General features: G+C 31.9%; 15 protein-coding genes. 13 read left to right on the forward strand and 2 right to left on the reverse strand.

The window, feature by feature from the left end; translation table 11 throughout:
• The first annotated feature begins 93 nt into the window (after positions 1–93).
• From AST99_RS02990 to AST99_RS03050, 13 genes are all read left to right on the forward strand, one after another.
• Positions 94–3,267, forward strand: a complete 3,174-nt coding sequence (locus AST99_RS02990) for a UvrD-helicase domain-containing protein (RefSeq protein ID WP_057778996.1) — start codon at positions 94–96, stop codon at positions 3,265–3,267.
• 299 nt (positions 3,268–3,566) lie between these two features.
• A complete protein-coding gene (locus AST99_RS02995; RefSeq protein WP_057778998.1) occupies positions 3,567–4,919 on the forward strand; it encodes an OmpA family protein in 1,353 nt (450 codons plus the stop codon).
• 69 nt (positions 4,920–4,988) lie between these two features.
• Entirely contained in the window at positions 4,989–7,754 is a 2,766-nt protein-coding gene (locus tag AST99_RS03000; RefSeq protein WP_057779000.1) for a PD-(D/E)XK nuclease family protein, read from the forward strand.
• A 25-nt stretch (positions 7,755–7,779) separates the two neighbouring features.
• Positions 7,780–8,472, forward strand: coding sequence for a monofunctional biosynthetic peptidoglycan transglycosylase (gene mtgA, locus AST99_RS03005; RefSeq protein ID WP_083495576.1), 693 nt, complete (start codon positions 7,780–7,782; stop codon positions 8,470–8,472).
• Positions 8,462–8,923 carry a hypothetical protein gene (locus tag AST99_RS03010; protein ID WP_057779004.1) on the forward strand — a complete coding sequence of 154 codons (462 nt, stop codon included), beginning with the start codon at positions 8,462–8,464 and terminating at the stop codon, positions 8,921–8,923. Before mtgA ends, AST99_RS03010 begins: the two co-directional genes overlap by 11 nt.
• A gap of 32 nt (positions 8,924–8,955) precedes the next feature.
• Complete coding sequence (locus tag AST99_RS03015) at positions 8,956–10,095, forward strand: NAD(P)/FAD-dependent oxidoreductase (RefSeq protein ID WP_232301568.1); 1,140 nt, start codon at positions 8,956–8,958, stop codon at positions 10,093–10,095.
• On the forward strand, positions 10,092–10,811 hold the full coding sequence (locus tag AST99_RS03020) for a methyltransferase domain-containing protein (protein WP_057779008.1): 720 nt from the start codon (positions 10,092–10,094) through the stop codon (positions 10,809–10,811). Before AST99_RS03015 ends, AST99_RS03020 begins: the two co-directional genes overlap by 4 nt.
• 132 nt (positions 10,812–10,943) lie before the next feature.
• Entirely contained in the window at positions 10,944–11,996 is a 1,053-nt protein-coding gene (locus AST99_RS03025) for a type III polyketide synthase (protein ID WP_057779010.1), read from the forward strand.
• A complete protein-coding gene (locus AST99_RS03030) occupies positions 11,990–12,787 on the forward strand; it encodes an enoyl-ACP reductase FabI (protein ID WP_057779013.1) in 798 nt (265 codons plus the stop codon). The genes AST99_RS03025 and AST99_RS03030 overlap by 7 nt, the downstream gene beginning before the upstream one ends.
• Positions 12,788–12,821: 34 nt before the next feature.
• On the forward strand, positions 12,822–13,259 hold the full coding sequence (locus AST99_RS03035) for a 3-hydroxyacyl-ACP dehydratase FabZ family protein (protein WP_057779015.1): 438 nt from the start codon (positions 12,822–12,824) through the stop codon (positions 13,257–13,259).
• The gene (locus AST99_RS03040) at positions 13,256–14,524 is read left to right on the forward strand and encodes a beta-ketoacyl-[acyl-carrier-protein] synthase family protein (protein ID WP_057779017.1); all 1,269 of its coding nucleotides are present in this window, start codon (positions 13,256–13,258) and stop codon (positions 14,522–14,524) included. Before AST99_RS03035 ends, AST99_RS03040 begins: the two co-directional genes overlap by 4 nt.
• 111 nt (positions 14,525–14,635) lie before the next feature.
• Positions 14,636–14,890 (forward strand): acyl carrier protein, encoded by a 255-nt coding sequence (locus tag AST99_RS03045; RefSeq protein WP_057779046.1) that lies wholly within the window; start codon positions 14,636–14,638, stop codon positions 14,888–14,890.
• The gene (locus tag AST99_RS03050) at positions 14,887–15,459 is read left to right on the forward strand and encodes a 4'-phosphopantetheinyl transferase family protein (protein ID WP_057779019.1); all 573 of its coding nucleotides are present in this window, start codon (positions 14,887–14,889) and stop codon (positions 15,457–15,459) included. The genes AST99_RS03045 and AST99_RS03050 overlap by 4 nt, the downstream gene beginning before the upstream one ends.
• Positions 15,460–15,489: 30 nt before the next feature.
• Here AST99_RS03050 and AST99_RS03055 read toward each other — a convergent pair whose 3' ends face one another.
• Positions 15,490–16,461, reverse strand: a complete 972-nt coding sequence (locus AST99_RS03055) for an ABC transporter ATP-binding protein (protein ID WP_057779021.1) — start codon at positions 16,459–16,461, stop codon at positions 15,490–15,492.
• Positions 16,462–16,492: 31 nt separating this feature from the next.
• Positions 16,493–18,568 (reverse strand): HAD family hydrolase, encoded by a 2,076-nt coding sequence (locus tag AST99_RS03060; protein ID WP_057779023.1) that lies wholly within the window; start codon positions 18,566–18,568, stop codon positions 16,493–16,495.
• Positions 18,569–18,827 lie beyond the last annotated feature (259 nt).

Genomic DNA, 18,827 nt, shown 5'->3' on the forward strand with positions numbered 1-18,827 from the left:
CTCAAATTTAAGTATAATACATGGCAATTAAAAATAATTAATAGTTATCAAATCATTGATAGTTTTTATCTTGTCTTAAATTTTTTATGAAATATGGAGCCTAGTACGACTTTTTCTATTTATGATGCCTCTGCAGGAAGTGGAAAAACATTTACGCTTGTAAAAGCTTACTTAACAATCTTATTTAAATCTAAGAGTCATTTTCAGTTCAAAAATATTTTAGCCATAACCTTTACTAATAAGGCGGTGTTTGAAATGAAAGAGCGTATTATAAAAATGCTTAAAACGTTTTCTGATGAGGCTGTTTTAGAAGACGGCAATGATATGTTTGATGCGTTGTGCCAAGAACTTAAACTAGAACCTGAAGCGTTACATAATAAATCCAAACTCTTACTGCATACCATTATTCATAATTATGCAGCTTTTGAAATTTCCACTATCGATGGTTTTACACATAGAATAATACGAACCTTTGCACACGATTTAAAATTACCTTTAAACTTTGAAGTCGATTTAGATTCTGAGAGTTTATTAAACAAAGCTGTAGATCGTTTAATTGCAAAAGCAGGAACCAATAAAGAAATTACAGATGTTTTGGTGCAATTTGCTTTAGAAAAAGCAGACGATGATAAAAGTTGGAATATTGCTTTAGATCTATATAAGATTGCTAAACTGCTAATTAATGAAAATGATATTCCGTACTTAAATGCATTAAAGGAGAAAAACGTATCCGATTTTAATACGCTTAAAAAGCAAATAAAGAAAGATGTACAAGCTTCGGAAACTGTAATTAAAGAGTTAGCATCAGAGGTTTTAGAATTACTTAAAACTAATGGAATTGAATTTGCTGATTTTTCAGGGAAATATGCTCCAAAATATTTTGAGAAATTAAGTGAAGGCGATTTTAATGTAAGTTTTAATACGGCTTGGCAAACTAAAATAGAGTCTCATCCATTATATCCGGCACGCGTTAAAAAGAATGCAGGTTTAGCAGGAACTATAGATAGCCTTCAGCCTAAAATAGCTACTTATTTTTATAAAACTAAAGCATTAATTTTTTCATTAAAATTTAGAAAAACCATAAGTAAAAACATTACGCAACTTTCGGTTTTAAATGCCATCAATCAGGAATTAATTGCGCTTAAAGCGGAAGAGAATAAAATGTTAATTTCAGAATTTAATACCTTAATAAGTAATGAAATTGCCTTGCAACCTACACCTTTTATATACGAGCGATTGGGAGAGAAATTCAACCATTATTTTATAGATGAATTTCAAGATACATCAACCATGCAATGGCAAAATTTAATTCCTTTAATTTCTGAAGCTATAGATGCTCACGATATAGAAAAAGATCCAGGTTCTTTAATGCTTGTAGGCGATGCCAAACAGGCTATTTACAGATGGCGTGGCGGTAAAGCAGAGCAATTTATAGAACTGTCTGATCCTGATATTTCTTACAACCCATTTAATACGCCTAAAACTTTAGAAACTTTAGATTCTAACTATAGGAGTTTTCAAGAAGTTATCCGTTTTAATAATTCGTTTTTCGATTACTTGTCAGGTATGGCTTTTAGTCATGAAACTTATGGCAAATTATATAAGCGAGCAAGTCAGAATTTAAAGAACCCTAACGAAGGTTATGTCAATCTTACTTTTCTAGATTTAAAAGACGAAGATGGAGACCAGTTGTATGCCGAACAAATTCATAACTCTATTGAAACATGTATAACCAATGGTTTTCGGTTAAAGGATATTTGTATTTTGGTGCGTAAAACCAAAAACGCGGTCTCTACAGCTAATTATTTAAGTCAAAAGGAAATCCCTATAATTTCATCTGAATTATTACTCATAAAACAGGCACCTGAAGTTTTATTTATTACACATGTGGCAACCTTATTATTTCAGCCTAAAAATGCAGAAATTAAGGCAGAGATTTTATATTTCTTAGCAGACAAATATCAGATAGAAGATAAGCATGCTTTTTTAGCAAATCATATTGGATTAGAGAACGACGCCTTGTTTGATAGTTTTAAACAATTTGAGATATACGCCAATGCTAAAGCATTAATACAATTACCATTGTTTGATATGTTTGAAACCTTGGTAAGAGTATTTAATTTAGTAAACTATTCAGACGCTTATATTCAGTATTTTTTAGATGTTGTTTTAGAGTTTACTCAGAAAAAGAATTCAGACATTTTTGGATTCTTGGAGTATTTTGAAGCTAAAATAGATAAACTTAGTATTGTATCTCCAGAAGGTCAGGATGCAGTTCAGATTATGACTATACATAAATCTAAAGGATTAGAGTTTCCTGTGGTTATTTTTCCGTTTGCAGATTTAGATATTTACAAAGAAATAGAGCCTAAAGAATGGTTTCCTATAAATGAAGAAGAATTTAATGGTTTTCCGTTTACTTTATTAGATTACAATAAATCAAATTTTGAAGAATTTGGCGAGGCCGGAGCAACCATAAGTAAACGACACCAATCCGAATTAGAATTAGATAATCTTAATTTATTATATGTAGCATTAACCAGACCAGTGCAGCAACTATATATTATAAGCAGTTTGGCTTTTGATGCCAAGCAACATGTAAATACTAAAAAGTATAGTGGGTTGTTTATAGATTATTTAATGCAACATCAGCTTTGGCAATCTAACACCTACACCTATCAATTCGGAGATCCTAAAAAGGTGTTAGAGATAGAGAATACTCAGAAAAAAAGCGATAAGCCTGAGCAATTAAATTTGGAATTTATATCGACAGCAAAAAAAGATCACGATATAAAGATTATAGCAAATAGTGGTTATTTATGGGATACAAAACAACAAGATGCCATAGAAAAAGGTAACCTTGTCCATAATTTAATGGCAAAAATTAAAACGAATGCCGACGTAGACGAAGTTTTAAAAGAAGCAGAGCATTATGGATTAATATCTAACAATCAATTAGAAGAACTTCAAAATACAATTCTACATATTATAGAGCATCCAGAACTTCAATTGTATTTTACTTCAGAAAACACCATTTATACAGAGCGTGATATAATTAAAAAGGACGGTAAAATTTTAAGACCAGACCGTTTGGTTATTACTCCAGAACACGAAGTGATTATAATAGACTATAAAACGGGAACCGAATTAGAAATTCATAAACAACAACTTCAGCGCTATCAGGACTATGTGGAAGCTATGGATTTAAAAGTGGTTAAAAAGATACTTATTTATATAAACGAAAATATCCAGATTACATATGCTTAGTAATATGTGTATTTTCAGGGTTTAATTCTTTATCTATTCTTATAATTTTATAGGTATTAGAAATAATAGTTTACGCAAGAATTCGCGTACAAGTCTTTTAGGAACTTATTCAATTACATTTAAATAGGATAAAAGATAGTTTGTTAGGTGCTTAATAATGGGGTGGTACTATGTAAATCCTTTCTAAACACCCTAACTTTCCCAAAAGTTGTTAATATTTTTTTATATTTGTCTTTGTTAATAATATTTAACAACTTACTTTTGTTTACAATTAACACTTAAAAATTAAACTTTTGAATATGAAAAATCTTAGCAGATTATTGTTCGCAATGTTGCTGGTATTTGGTTTTAGCAACACTTATGCGCAAGATGAAAACAACCCATGGGCGATTGGCTTTGGAGTTAACGCCGTAGACTTTTATCCTAACGGAGATGGAGCTCCTTTTGGAGAAGGTTTTGGTGACGAATACTTCAACGTAGGTGATCACTGGAACATTTTACCTTCTTTATCAACTATTTCTGTAGCTCGTCACATCACAGGTGGTTTGTCTTTTGGAGTAACAGGATCTATTAATAAAATTGAAAATTTAGGAGACGAGTCAGTTTCTGATTTATCTTACTACGGACTTGATGGTACTTTCAAGTACGGTTTCTTAAACACTAGTGTATTCAACCCATTCGTAGGAGTAGGTGGAGGTTACACTTGGGTAGACGAAATTGGTGCTGGTACTGTTAACGGATCTTTAGGTTTCAACGTATGGTTTACTGATAACATCGGTCTTACTTTACAATCTTCTTACAAGCATGCTTTCGAAGATTACTTAGATTCTCACTTCCAACATACTGCTGGAATTACAATCAAATTTGGTGGAAAAGACACTGATAAAGATGGTGTATACGACAAAAACGATGCTTGTCCAGATGTATTTGGTTTAGCAATGTTTAACGGTTGTCCTGATACTGACGGTGATGGTATCGAAGATAGTAAGGATTCTTGTCCAAATGAAGCAGGTACTGCTGAATTTAACGGATGTCCTGATACTGACGGTGACGGTGTAGCTGATCCTGATGATGCTTGTCCTACTGTAGCTGGATTAAAAGAATTAAACGGATGTCCTGATGCTGATGGCGATGGTGTTGCTGATGGAGATGATAAATGTCCAAACGAAGCTGGTCCTGCTGAAAACAACGGTTGTCCTTGGTCTGATAAAGATGGTGACACTGTAATTGACAAAGATGACAAATGTCCTGAGATTCCTGGTACTGTTGCAAACAACGGATGTCCAGAATTATCTGAAGCAGTTCAAAAATCTTTAAATGAATACGCTAAAACTATCTTATTCGATACAGGTAAATCTTCAATCAAAACTCATTCTGAAGAAGTATTAACTAACATTATTGCTATCTTAAAAGAGTATCCTAATGCTAAATTTACAGTAGAAGGTCATACTGATAGTTCAGGATCTGATTCTTTAAACATGAAGTTATCTGAATCTAGAGCATTATCTGTAAAAGATTACTTAGTTGGACATGGTATCGACGAATTTAGATTATCTTCTAAAGGATACGGTGAAACTAAGCCAATCGACTCTAACAAAACTAGAGCTGGTAGAGCTAACAACAGACGTGTTGAAATTAACTTAGTAAAATAAGACTAAATTAATTAAAATATAATTTTCTAAAACGCCCCGTTTATTCGGGGCGTTTTTTATTTTTATACAATGACAACTTTTATAGAAGAGGTTATTGTAAACCTTCAAGAGAAAGGCTTAAACCTTTCCGAATTAAAATTTATTCTTCCAAGTAAACGTGCAGGTACTTTCTTAAAGCATCAGCTTTCAAGTTTGACAGCACAAACCATGTTTGCACCAGAAATATTAAGTATTGAAGATTTTGTTGAATCTATATCAGGGTTAAAAACAGTCTCTAATACAGAATTATTATTTCAATTTTATACCACTTACATTACACTTAATACTGAAGAGCATCCAGATTCTTTTGAAGTGTTCTCTAAATGGGCTCAAATCCTACTTCAGGATTTTAACGAAATAGATCGTTATCTTATTCCGCAGGAAAAAATATTCGATTATTTAAGTGCCATCCAAGAACTAAAACACTGGTCTGTGCAAGCAGAACAAACAGAGTTTGTTAAAAATTATTTAGCATTTTGGAATAAACTTCATGCGTATTATACTCATTTTACAACGCATTTATTAGAACATAAACTTGGTTACCAAGGTTTGGTGTATAGACAAGCAGATGCTCGTGTAAGCGAGTATATTCAAGAGCATAATATACAACACGTATTCTTAGGGTTTAACGCCTTAAATACAGCAGAAGAAGCTATCATTCAACACATTTTAGAACATACCAATGCCTTAATCTATTGGGATATTGATAAAACATTTTACGAAAATCCTGTACACGATGCTGGATTGTTTACTAGACAGCATGCTAAAAATTGGAAGTATTTTAAAACACATCCCTTTAACTGGATTACTGAAAATTACAAAACAGAGAAAAAAATTAATGTTATTGGTGTGCCAAAAAATATAGGTCAAGCCAAATACATAGGTAATATTTTAAGAGATTTACAAAACTCCGAGAATAAGCTAGAAAGCACAGCGATTGTTTTAGGTAATGAAGATCTTTTACTTCCTGTTTTAAATTCTATGCCAGACTTTATAGAACGGCTAAATGTTACAATGGGATTCCCTTTAAAATCTATTCCTTTAGCATCCTTGTTTGAGAGTCTTTTCAATCTTCATAAAAATAATCCGAAAGCGTTTTATTATAAAGATGTCATCTCAATTTTGTCACATCAATTTATTCGTCCTTTATTTTTTGAAAACGAAAAGGATGAGGCGACTAAACTTATAGAGACCATTCAAACAAATAATATTGTCTTTCTTAGTTGTGCAGATTTAGTAGCATTAAGTGAGTCGTTTAAGCCCGTTTTAACGTTGTTATTTGGAGCTTGGGATTATAATGCGTCCAAAGCGTTAAGTTGTTCTAAAACGTTGATTTTAGCCTTAAAAAATCATCTTAACGAAAAGAAAGATGAACATGTATTAAGTTTAGAATACACTTATAGGTTTCATGAACTTTTTAACGAATTAGAGCGCTTAAATACTACATACAAGTATTTTCAATCTATTAGCGCTTTGCATCAAGTTTATAAGGAACTATTAAGTAGTGAAACTCTAGATTTTCAAGGTGAACCGCTTCAAGGTTTGCAAATTATGGGAATGTTAGAATCTCGTGTTTTAGATTTCAAGACGGTTATTATTTCTTCGGTAAATGAAGGTGTGTTACCTGCAGGAAAAAGCAACAATTCGTTTATTCCTTTAGATGTGAAATTAGAAAATAATTTACCCACATTCAAAGAAAAAGACGCGGTATACACCTATCACTTTTATCGTTTATTACAGCGCGCAGAACAGGTATATATTATTTACAATACAGAACCGGATGCCTTGGCTGGCGGAGAAAAAAGCCGATTTATTACACAATTAGAATTAGAAAATATACATACTTTAAAACATGCTATAGCAACTCCAACAGTGAGTTTAGTCGAGCAAAAATTAAAAACAGTAGCCAAATCTCCCTTGGTTATCGAACGATTAAAAGAAATTGCCAAGCGTGGTTTTTCGCCATCGTCACTTACCAATTATATGAGAAATCCGATGGATTTCTATTTTCAAAAAGTTTTAAAAATTCAGGAATATGATGAGGTTGAAGAGACTGTAGCTGCTAATACATTAGGGACTGTTGTACATAATACCTTAGAAGATTTTTACAAACCTTTAGTAGGAAAACAATTAACAGAAGCGCATCTTACTGAGATGAAATCTAAAATTTCCAATACAGTATTACACCACTTCGAAATAACGTATAACAAAGGCGATATTACAACGGGTAAAAATTTAATAAGTTTTGAAATAGCTAAACGTTATGTTTTAAACTTTATTAACTCCGAACTTAAAGAGATTAAAGCCGGAAGAATTATTAAAATTATTGCTATTGAAGCTGATTTTAAACGGGTAAAAATTAATATTCCTGAATTTGATTTTCCTGTAACTATTAGCGGAAAAGTAGACCGTGTAGATGAGTATGATGGCACCACACGTATTATAGATTATAAAACGGGTAAAGTGAATCAGTCACAGGTAGAAATTATAGATTGGGACGCATTAACAACAGATTACGATAAGTATAGTAAACCGTTTCAAATTCTGTGTTATGCTTTTATGATGCAGTCTTCAGGGACATTAAAATTTCCTTTAGAAGCTGGAATTATTTCCTTTAAAAATTTAAATGGTGGTTTTCTAAAGTTTACTAAAAAAGATAAGTCGGGTAATGGCGCAACTAAAATAACTGCTATTGATCAAGAAACCATCCAATTATTTGAAGCACAACTTAAGGTTTTAATTTTAGACATTTTTAATACAGAAATAGACTTTCTAGAAAAGGAAATTAGTCATTAATGGGGTGTTAAGCATATAGTAAATCATGAAAAAATTAATCCGATTTATATTTAAAATCTTGTTCTGGTTTGTTGTCAGCTCTTTTTTAGTGGTGCTTATTTATAAATATATTCCTGTTTATATAACGCCTTTAATGGTTATTCGAAGTTTCGAAAACTCAGAGCATAATATGCCGAAAGCTTGGGAGCACGATTGGGCATCTATGGATCAGATTTCATCTTCTATGCAAAAAGCTGTAATTTGTAGTGAAGATCAGAATTTCTTAAAGCATAATGGTGTCGATTTTAAAGCTGTAGAAAAAGCATATACAGCAAATCAAAAAGGGAAGCGCATTCGTGGCGGCAGCACCATTAGCCAGCAAACAGCAAAAAATGTATTTCTGTGGCCTGCTAGAAGTTGGTTGCGTAAAGGATTAGAGACGTATTTTACGGTTATTATTGAATTATGTTGGAGTAAAGAGCGTATTCTTGAAGTCTATTTAAACAGCATAGAAATGGGTAACGGAATTTACGGATGCGAAGCTGCAGCTCAATTTTGGTTTAAAAAAACAGCCTATAAATTAACAGCTTATGAAGCCGCTGCTATTGCTGCAATTTTACCTAATCCGCGTGTTTATAAAGCCAGTCCGGCTTCTGCTTATATACAGAAGCGCAAAGTGTGGATTGTTAAACAAATGAATTATTTTGGCCCTTTACGATTTGAAAATAATGAAAAATAATACCGAAATTAAACAGCAGCTTCTAGAGAGTTGTGAAACTTTTATAGAAAAACGCTTATTAAATGTACAGCATAATATCGCAGAAGTTCAGGATGCGTTAACGTCTGAAACTAAAAGCACGGCCGGAGATAAACATGAAACAGGGCGAGCTATGTTGCAATTGGAACGTGAAAAATTTGGTGTACAACTCTCTGAAGTAAATCTCGTAAAACAAGCCTTATCTAAAATAAATGTATTAAAACATTCTAACACTGTTTGCTTAGGAAGTGCTGTAATTACAGATGTATCAAACTATTTTATAGCTATTAGTGCTGGCGAAATAATTATAGATAACATTAAATATTTTGCCATTGCTCCAAACACGCCTATAGGTCAGCTTTTATTATCTAAAAAAGCAGGTGAAAAGATTAAATTCAGGAATCAAGATTTTGAAATTATTAAAGTAATTTAAATCAATTTCGACTTATCTTTAATAAAAAGATATTGAACAGCACGATTTTATTTTTTGATGTTATTATAGTTGGAGGTGGATTAGCGGGTTTATCTAGCGCAATTCACCTATCAAAAGGGAACCTGAACGTTTTAGTTATAGAAAAAAACAGCTATCCTAAACACAAAGTTTGCGGAGAATATATTTCTAATGAAGTTTTACCATACCTAAATTTTTTAGACATTGATGTGTTTAAATTAGGAGCTAAAAAAATTGATAAATTTCAATTATCTACAACAAGAGGCCAACTTATTTCTGCAAATTTACCATTAGGTGGGTTTGGAATTAGCAGATTTTGTTTAGATGCAGCTTTGGCAAATAAGGCATTAGATAATGGTGTTAAAATTCTTCAGGACTTAGTTGACAATATTCAATTTTCTAATGAACAATTTTCTGTGAAAACAAAAGGAGGTAAAGCATATAAAGCTAAAATAGTTATTGGTGCTTATGGTAAACGTGCTAATCTTGATGTAAAACTTAATCGAAAATTTATTAAAATTAAATCGCCGTATTTAGCAGTGAAAACGCATGTAAAAGGTGTTTTTCCAGACGATTTGGTTGCACTTCATAATTTTGAAGGTGGTTATTGTGGAATTTCTAAAGTTGAGGATAATAACATTAACTTATGTTATATCACCAATTTTAATTCATTTAAAAAATTTAAAAATATTGAGGATTTTCAGGAGAAAGTGGTGTTTAATAATCGTTTTTTAAAAACCATTTTCAATGAATCTATTCCTGTTTTTGAAGAACCATTAACTATTAGTCAAATTTCATTCGAGATAAAAAAACCCATTGAAAATCACATCATCATGTGTGGGGATACAGCGGCATTGATTCATCCGTTATCTGGTAATGGGATGAGTATGGCGATTAGAAGTGCACAATTGGCCTCATTACTAATTATTAAATTTTTTAATTCTGAAATATCTAATAGAGATGATTTAGAAAAGCAATACCTTAGAGAATGGAATGCAACCTTTAAATCTCGTTTAAAAATTGGTCGTATTGTAGCTAATTTGTTTAACAAACCTAAAATCTCCGAAGTTTTGATGCAAGTAATTAAGCGGTTCCCAAGTATTTTATCACATATAATAAAGCGAACTCACGGAAAAGTAATGAAAGTAAAATGAGTTTTTTAGTTGACACAAAATATAGAAGCGAAGAGGAAGAAATCATGGACGATTTGGATTATAATGGTCCAATACTTCATGATGCCTTAGATAAATTAGCGAAAATTAATCAATGGTTAGGAGGAAATGCTGTCACCATTAGCGGACTCAAAAAAGCACTGATTAATCTCGATAAAGGTAAGACTATAACAATAATAGATTTAGGTTGCGGTGGTGGAGATATTTTGAGAGATGTATCCCGTTTTGGAAAACTAAACGGTTATAATTTTCAATTAATAGGCATTGATGCTAATCCAAACACAGTAAAATATGCACATTCTTTATCAGAACAGTTCGATAATATTCAATTTAAAACAATTGACATCTTTTCTGAAGATTTTAGGCTATTACAATACGATTTAGTTTTAACCACTTTATTTCTTCATCATTTTAAGCAAGAAGAACTTATTAGATTTTTAAAACCTGTTTTAGAAAAAGCCAAATTAGGAATCGTGGTTAATGATTTACATAGACATAAACTAGCTTACTATTTATTCAAGTTATTGAGTACAACAATTAAGAATAAAACAATTGTTGAAGATGGTTTAACTTCTGTATTAAGAGGGTTTAAAAGAGAAGAATTAAAATATATATCACAGCAATTAAATGCAAATTATGACCTAAAATGGAAATGGGCTTTTCGTTTTCAATGGATACTTAAAAGTTCCGCTTTTTAAGTCCAGAGGTAGCTTTGGAGTTTTAATAAATTATAAAAGAAATAGCCTAGATTAATTTCATTTTGGTAATAAGTATTTAGTAATAAAATAATTTTTAACTAAAGAGATACCTGTTTTTGGTAGGAAGTAAGTATGAGCGTAAAAATAACAGCAGTAGCAAAACAGTTGCCTAAATTTACTAGAGAAACAAAAGACATTATTCCGTTTTTAAATATTTGGTTAGAAGGACAAGAAGAGCGTTTTAAACGTAAAGTTATCAAGCTTTTTGAAAATGCGGGAGTTGATAGACGGTATTCAATTATGGATGCAGAAGACGTTTTTTTTAAAACCTCTTTTGAAGAAAAAAATGAAATTTATTCTCGTGAAGTTATCAAGTTAGCGGAACAATCTCTAATTAAAGCTCTTGAGAAAGCAAAATTACAACCAACAGATATCGATTATATTATAACGGTAAGTTGTACGGGAATCATGATTCCGTCTGTAGATGCCTATTTAATTAATAACTTAAAGATGAAACAGGATATTGTTAGACTTCCTGTTACAGAAATGGGTTGTGCTGCTGGAGTTTCAGGAATTATTTATGCAAAGAATTTTTTAAAAGCTAATCCAAATAAACGTGCTGCGGTAATTGCAGTAGAATCGCCAACAGCAACATTTCAGTTGGACGATTTTTCTATGGTAAATATTGTTAGTGCGGCTATTTTTGGAGATGGTGCTTCAAGTGTGATTCTGTCTTCATATGAAAATGAAGCAGGCCCAAAAATTATAGACGAAGCCATGTATCATTTCTATGATGCTGAAACCATGATGGGCTTTAAGTTGGTAAATACTGGATTGCAAATGATTTTAGATAAAGCTGTTCCAGAAACTATTTCAGAGCATTTTCCAAGTATAGTACATCCGTTTTTAGAACGAAATAATTTATCAATTGGAGATATAGATCATTTAATCTTTCATCCTGGAGGGAAGAAAATCGTACAAACAGTTGAAGACTTATTTGGTTCTCTCGGAAAGAATATAGACGATACTAAAGAAGTGCTTAAACTTTACGGAAACATGAGTAGCGCAACTGTTCTTTACGTTTTAGAACGCTTTATGTACAAACAATTGCCTAAAGGAGATAGAGGTTTAATGTTAAGCTTTGGACCCGGTTTTTCGGCACAACGTATTTTGTTAGAATGGTAAAAGAATTTCAAAATAAAAATTATTGGGCACTCATTTTAGGTGGCTCTAGCGGATTAGGTTTAGCAACAGCAAAAAAGCTAGTAAAGCATGGTATGAATATTTGCATTATTCATAGAAACTCAAGAGCACAAGAAGAAGAAATTACTAACGAATTTCAAAATATAAAGGCTGAAGCAGTTCAGTTTAAAGCATATAATGTTGATGCGTTTAATGCTGAAAAACGAGAACAAACTATTTCAGAATTAAAAGAAGTTTTAGGTTTACAAGGTAAAATAAGGACACTCGTTCATAGCGTCGCTAAAGGCAACTTAAAACCAATGATTTCTAATGAAAATCCAACACTTAAAAACGACGACTTTAATTTAACAATTAATGCTATGGCTGTTAGTTTGTTCGATTGGACTAAAGCGCTTTTTGAAGCGCAATTATTTGCCAACGATGCTCGAATTATAAGTTTTACAAGTGAAGGGAATACTAAAGCATGGCGAAATTACGCAGCAGTTTCTGCAGCAAAAGTTACTTTAGAAGCAATAACCAGAAATATTGCTTTAGAATTTGCACCTTTTGGTATTAGAGCTAATTGTATTCAGGCTGGTGTTACAGATACCGCATCATTACGTATGATTCCTGGTAGTAATGAAATAAAAGAGTATAGTTTAAGGCGGAATCCATTTCATCGTCTAACACAACCCGAAGATGTTGCAAATGCGGTTTATCTTCTATCAAAAGATGAAGCAAGTTGGATAAATGGTTGTGTGATTCCTGTAGATGGAGGCGAACATATAAGTTAGTTATACACATTTTATAAGTTTTCAAAATCAAGCAATGACATCAAAGCAAATCATATCATTATTACCCTATCAAGAACCTTTTCTGTTTGTTGATGAATTGACCTTGATGTCCTCTGAAGGAATTACTGGACACTATACATTTAAAAAAGAAGCCTATTTCTATAAAGGGCATTTTAAAGATAATCCAATTACGCCAGGTGTAATTCTTACCGAGTGTATGGCACAAATTGGACTTGTTTGTCTAGGTGTTTATTTGCTTAAAGATCAACTTAAAGAACATAATTTACCTCAGATAGCATTAACCTCAAGTCAAGTTGATTTTTTTCTACCTGTTTTACCTGGGGAGAAAGTAACAATAGTTTCAGAAAAAGAAGTATTTCGTTTTAATAAATTAAAATGTAAGGTGAAATTGTTAAATTCAAAAGGGGAGTTAGTTTGTCGTGGTAAAATATCAGGTATGGTTAAGGTATGAAAAATAGAGTCGTCATTACAGGGTTAGGGGTCGTTGCGCCAAATGGTGTAGGACTTGATGCGTTTTCGAAAGCCATTAAAAAAGGTGAATCCGGAATTACATTCCATCAAGAATTAGCAGATTTAAATTTCTCATGCTGTATTGGAGGTATTCCGCAAATTTCTGAAGAAAAGAAATTAGAGTATCTCACGCCTTTACAGTTAAGAGGTTTTAATAGTTCAGGGATTTTGTATGGCTGTATGGCTGGAATGGATGCATGGAGAGACGCAGGATTTAAAATAAAAGAAAGCAGTAAATTAGATTTTGATACCGGAACCATTTTTGGAACAGGAACTTCTGGTGTAGAGAAATTTAGAGAAGCTATTTACAAGTTAGATGAAGGTGAAGTAAAACGTTTAGGGAGTACAGTCGTGGTTCAAACTATGGCTAGCGGAATTAGTGCTTTCTTAGGAGGTATTTTGGGACTTGGTAATCAGGTAACAACAAATTCGTCAGCGTGTACAACTGGAACCGAAGGTATTTTAATGGGTTATGAACGTATAAAAAACGGTCAAGCCAAACGCATGCTCGTAGGAAGTTGTAGTGATTCCGGACCATACATTTGGGGAGGATTCGACGCTATGCGAGTGATGACTTATAAACATAATAATACGCCAAAACAAGGATCAAGACCAATGAGTGAAAGTGCTTCTGGTTTTGTGCCTGGAGCAGGAGCAGGAGCTTTAGTTTTAGAATCTTTAGATAGTGCTTTAGAAAGAAATGCAACAATTTATGCAGAGATTTTAGGAGGTAATATCAATTCCGGAGGGCAACGTGATGGTGGTACAATGACAGCTCCAAATCCTGAAGCTGTGAAACGTTGTATTAAAGATGCAGTTATAAATGCTAATATTTCTGTAGAAGATATTGATACAATTAATGGACACCTAACAGCAACCTCAAAAGATGGTTTAGAGATTGAAAATTGGACCAAAGCCTTGGATAGGAATGGAGATGATTTTCCATATATCAACTCATTAAAATCTATGGTTGGTCATTGTTTAGCTGCTGCAGGTAGTATTGAATCTGTGGCAACCGTTTTGCAATTAAAAGACCAATTTGTATTCCCAAATATTAATTGTGAGGATGTGCATCCTGAAATTCTGAAACTAATCTCGGAAAAAAAGATTGTAAAAAAAGTATTAAAAACCGAATTAAACATTGCTGCAAAGGCTAGTTTTGGTTTTGGAGATGTGAACGGTTGTGTTATCTTTAAGAAGTATTAATCAGAAAATCACCTTGGTTTTTAAACCATGTAAGGTCTTAAGCAAGTAATAATACTATTTTAAAGACTAAGGATTAATTTAAAAAAGGCGCCCACTTGTATGGGTAATACTATGACAAAAGAAGAATTAATTGCCAAACTAAAAATCATTGTTCAACCTTATATACAAGACGAAGATGCGTTTAATAACTTATCTGAGCATACAGATTTTATAAATGATTTGAAGATAAATTCAGCGAATTTAGTAGATGTTGTTTTAGATGTTGAAGATGAGTTTGATATTAGAATAGAGAACGACGACATGGAAAAAATGATATCTGTAAAAGCAGCTATGGATATTGTTATAGAAAAACTTGCTGCCAAATGATAGGTAATGATATAGTTGATTTAAAACATGCTACCACAGGTGGTAATTGGGAATGTCCGCGTTTTTTGGAGAAAGTCTTCACGAAAAAGGAGGAAGCACTTATTTTTGCTTCGGAAAACCAACATCAAACAGTTTGGTTGCTGTGGAGTATGAAAGAAGCAGCTTACAAATTACATGTTCAGAAATTTAAAAAGCGTTTTTTTAATCCTACACGGTTAGAGTGTGAGCTTATTTCTGAAGATAAAGGAATAGTGAAAATAGATGATAATGAATATTTTACAGCGTCTACACTAACAGAAGATTATGTCTATACAATTGCTAAACAAAATAATACTCAAGAGGTTTATACTTCTGTTTTTGAAACTAAAAAAGAGGATTACAAAATTCAGAGTGATTTATTGAAAGAGCGATTTTTAAAGGCAATTTCTAAAACTAAAGGCTTAACGTTTCATGCGTTAAAAATTGAAAAGACAGCAATAGGGATACCACAGGTTTTTTATGCTTCTAAACAATTATCAATTTCTTTCTCTTTAACACATTGCGGACGATTTTCTGGGTTTGCTTATTAATTAATTTAAGTTCGTTTTCAATCCTAAAAATTATTGCAATTCTATACGTTTTTTAGCCGTTTCAGTGAGTTTCAAGTTCACGACTTGATTTATATTTAAGGGTGAATTATTATAGAAAAAAATAGATTCTGAATTAAAATCAGCTTCAATTAAATACAAATGTCCTCTAAAATAATTGTGCTTAATTTCTACTTCTAAAGCCGCTTCTTTAGTGAACTGTAATTCGTGAGCATACACAAAAACAGACGCATTCGTAGTTTCTAAATTTAAATCGGAAGCTTTAATGGTATTAAATTCATCAAAAAAGGATGCAATTAAGGGCTTCTCAGGTTGTTTGTATAAATTTTCAGGAGTATCGTAGGCAATTATTTTTCCGTCGTTTAAAACAATCATCTGGTCTGCATAAGGCAAAACATCTTCGCGGTCGTGAGTAGCGACCACACAGGTAATGTTTTTTTCCTTTAAATATTTAAACAGGTTACGGCGTAATGTTTGTTTCTGAAAGTTGTCGATATGGCTAAAAGGCTCGTCCAGTAAAATAATTTCGGGCTGTCGGGCAATTGCTCTTGCTAGAGCAACACGTTGTTTTTGTCCGCCACTTAAGAGCTTCACTTTTACGTCTGTAAATTCAACCAAATCTACCAACTCAATCAATTCTGTAGTGCGTCTTTCTTTCTCTTCTGGAAAGAAATTAGATAAGAATTTCCCTATATTTTCTTTTACTGAAATAAAGGGCATTAAATCAAATTCTTGCGCAACGTATTTCATGAAATCATAACCGATTACCAAATTATATTTTGGACCTAATATAGGTTGGTCTTTCCATAAAATGTCACCTTCAGGTAAATCGTAAGTACCGTAAAGTAGTTTTAAAAGGGTGCTTTTTCCAGAGCCACTTTCGCCAATAATAGATAATTGTTCGCCTTGTGCAACTGAAAAAGAAATGTGGTCTAAAATGGTTTTCTTAGTGTAACCAAAAGATATATTTTGAACTTGAAGCATGTTGTGAAATCGCTATAATTTACTTTAAATTTTAATGGTTTTTAAAGTAAGTAGATTTAAGTAAAAATAGGGGTTTTAAAACACTAAATCGCATGAATTTATTGAATATATAATACCAATAGATAAGATAGCTTGGTGTAAGAAAAGCTAAAATTTTATTTTTTTGATACAATACGGGTTTCAATTTGGTTATATACCTAAAGACCACTTCTGGTGTTTTTATAAATGTAATTAAGTGACTTACGGGGTTACCTAACTCTTGCTTTTCGTATTTTAAGCCTACTGTGTTTGTTCCTATATTTTGATAGAAACCAGAGTTTAAATTTTCTATAAATTTTAATGTTTTACGATTGTAAAATAATCCCGTTTTAAGTGCAATTTTAGCAATAATTTCTTGAACCATGTTTTGATCGTAACAAATGGTGTCTAACTCTTTAAGTAAGGTCTTATGAAAGCCTAACATTTGTGTTTGATGCGTTTTAATAAACGTATCGTATAGCCATTTTTCTTCAGGATTATGTTTCTCAATCACAAAACCCTCTTCGTTTGTATATTCCACAGCACTCCCGTGATTAGCAGCAGAAAATTGCTCGTAATACTGGTTATTTGCCATTAGCAAAAAGTCGTTATAAGCTGTAAAAGGTAAAATAGAAAAGATTAAACCATCGCGAGGGGTTTTTTCTTGAATGTTATAAATATATCTGAGACCTAAATAATAACCAGTTATCGGAATTTGTTTTTCAAAAAAACCGAATAAAGATTCTTGCATTGTGCCGCCCCAACCAATATCGACAAGGCAAATACCTTCGTTTTCAATATCTACACCAAAAGAATTAATATAGGTTTTAAAACTGTTTTTATTAGTTTCTCTATGTGTATTATAGAAAGTAATAAAGGTTTGATTTTGTTTTAAAGTTTCAAAAACATTGGATTTAAAAAAATCTTTTATTGGCGCATTCGGACTTAAATTTAAGTCGTTAATAATAGTTTCTTGCGTGTGTTTTGGACAGTTAAAAAAGATTAAAAAATCTTCTATAGATAATTCAGGATATTTGCTTTTAAGATATAAAAAAGGTTCTGTTTCAAGAGGTTCTAAATTAATTTGAATGGAAGCTTGTCTGGATGTTTTTAAATAATGAGTGTTTATTTTTAAACGGTCTTCTATCAAGTGAAATTCCTGATACGAATCGAATATTATTTTTAAAAATTGTCCTTCTCTTGCCAAGAAAAATAAATTCTTAATGCCTTCTTTTTTACTTCTTAAATACAGCTTTTCAATAAAAAAATGATAGTAAATAATATACTGTGTAAAAGGCATAGCTTCCTTTTTTTTAGAAGCTTTATAAATATCGAATACTACGCGTTTTGTTTTTTTGAAATCATTTCCAATAGCATTTAATTTATTTTTTTTTAGATAACTATCGTGTTCTAATTTAAAGGCGTTTAATCCGTTTTTAATTGCATTATCATAATCGCTTCTTTGGTTGTCACCAATCATAACCACTTCGCTAGGATTAGTTATAGATAAAGCGTTTAAAACCACTTTGTAAATAGAGCCAGCATGTTTACTACTTTGTAGTACAGCCGAACTAAAAACATCATCAAACAAATCTAAAATACCATGATATTCTAATAGCTTTTCAAATAAGGATTTAGAACCGTAAAAATCTGAAACTAAATAGACTCGTCCTCCATTAGTTTTAAACGTTTTTATTTCATTTAAAACATCCTGATTTAAGTATTGTACGCTGCTTTCTGTTTTAAAATCGATGGATTCAAAAAGATGAAAAAAATGTGTTTTGCGACTGTATGTTATAAGCTTAGAATTAACCAATCGCATGAAAATGTCACCGATTAAAATATCATACGGAATCTCGACATTATTCTTATTGTATTTTTCACAGAGATATGCCAAGGACTCTTGTCTAATAAAATATAGCGCATCAATAGAAAGGTTTAACCCTAACTCTGCAATCATGTATTTAGCCCATAACTTTAAAGTGTAATTTGGGTGAACATTTCTATGAATTATAGTATCGTAATAATCACTAAAAAGAACTTTAGTGTTTTGGTTACTCAGTTTGACCTTTAAATCATTCAAAGACATTAGAGGTTTTATTTGATTAATATTTGGTTTAGCGATAACGAAGATAAGTCTTCGGTGGTTAAACTAACAAAATTCTGTATTGAATTACGTAGTCGAGTAGATTTATCTTCTTAAAAATTAAGGAAATATAGACAATTTAAAGCGGTAATACAATGAGGTGTTGGTTTTTAAATCGTTGTCTTAGTGTTATTTATTTGGTATCATTTTCAATTTAAAAAGCCATTTTAATAAGGTTAAAATGGCTTTGCTATACTATGTT

The organism is Formosa algae (genome assembly GCF_001439665.1).
In the GTDB taxonomy this organism is placed as follows: domain Bacteria; phylum Bacteroidota; class Bacteroidia; order Flavobacteriales; family Flavobacteriaceae; genus Formosa; species Formosa algae.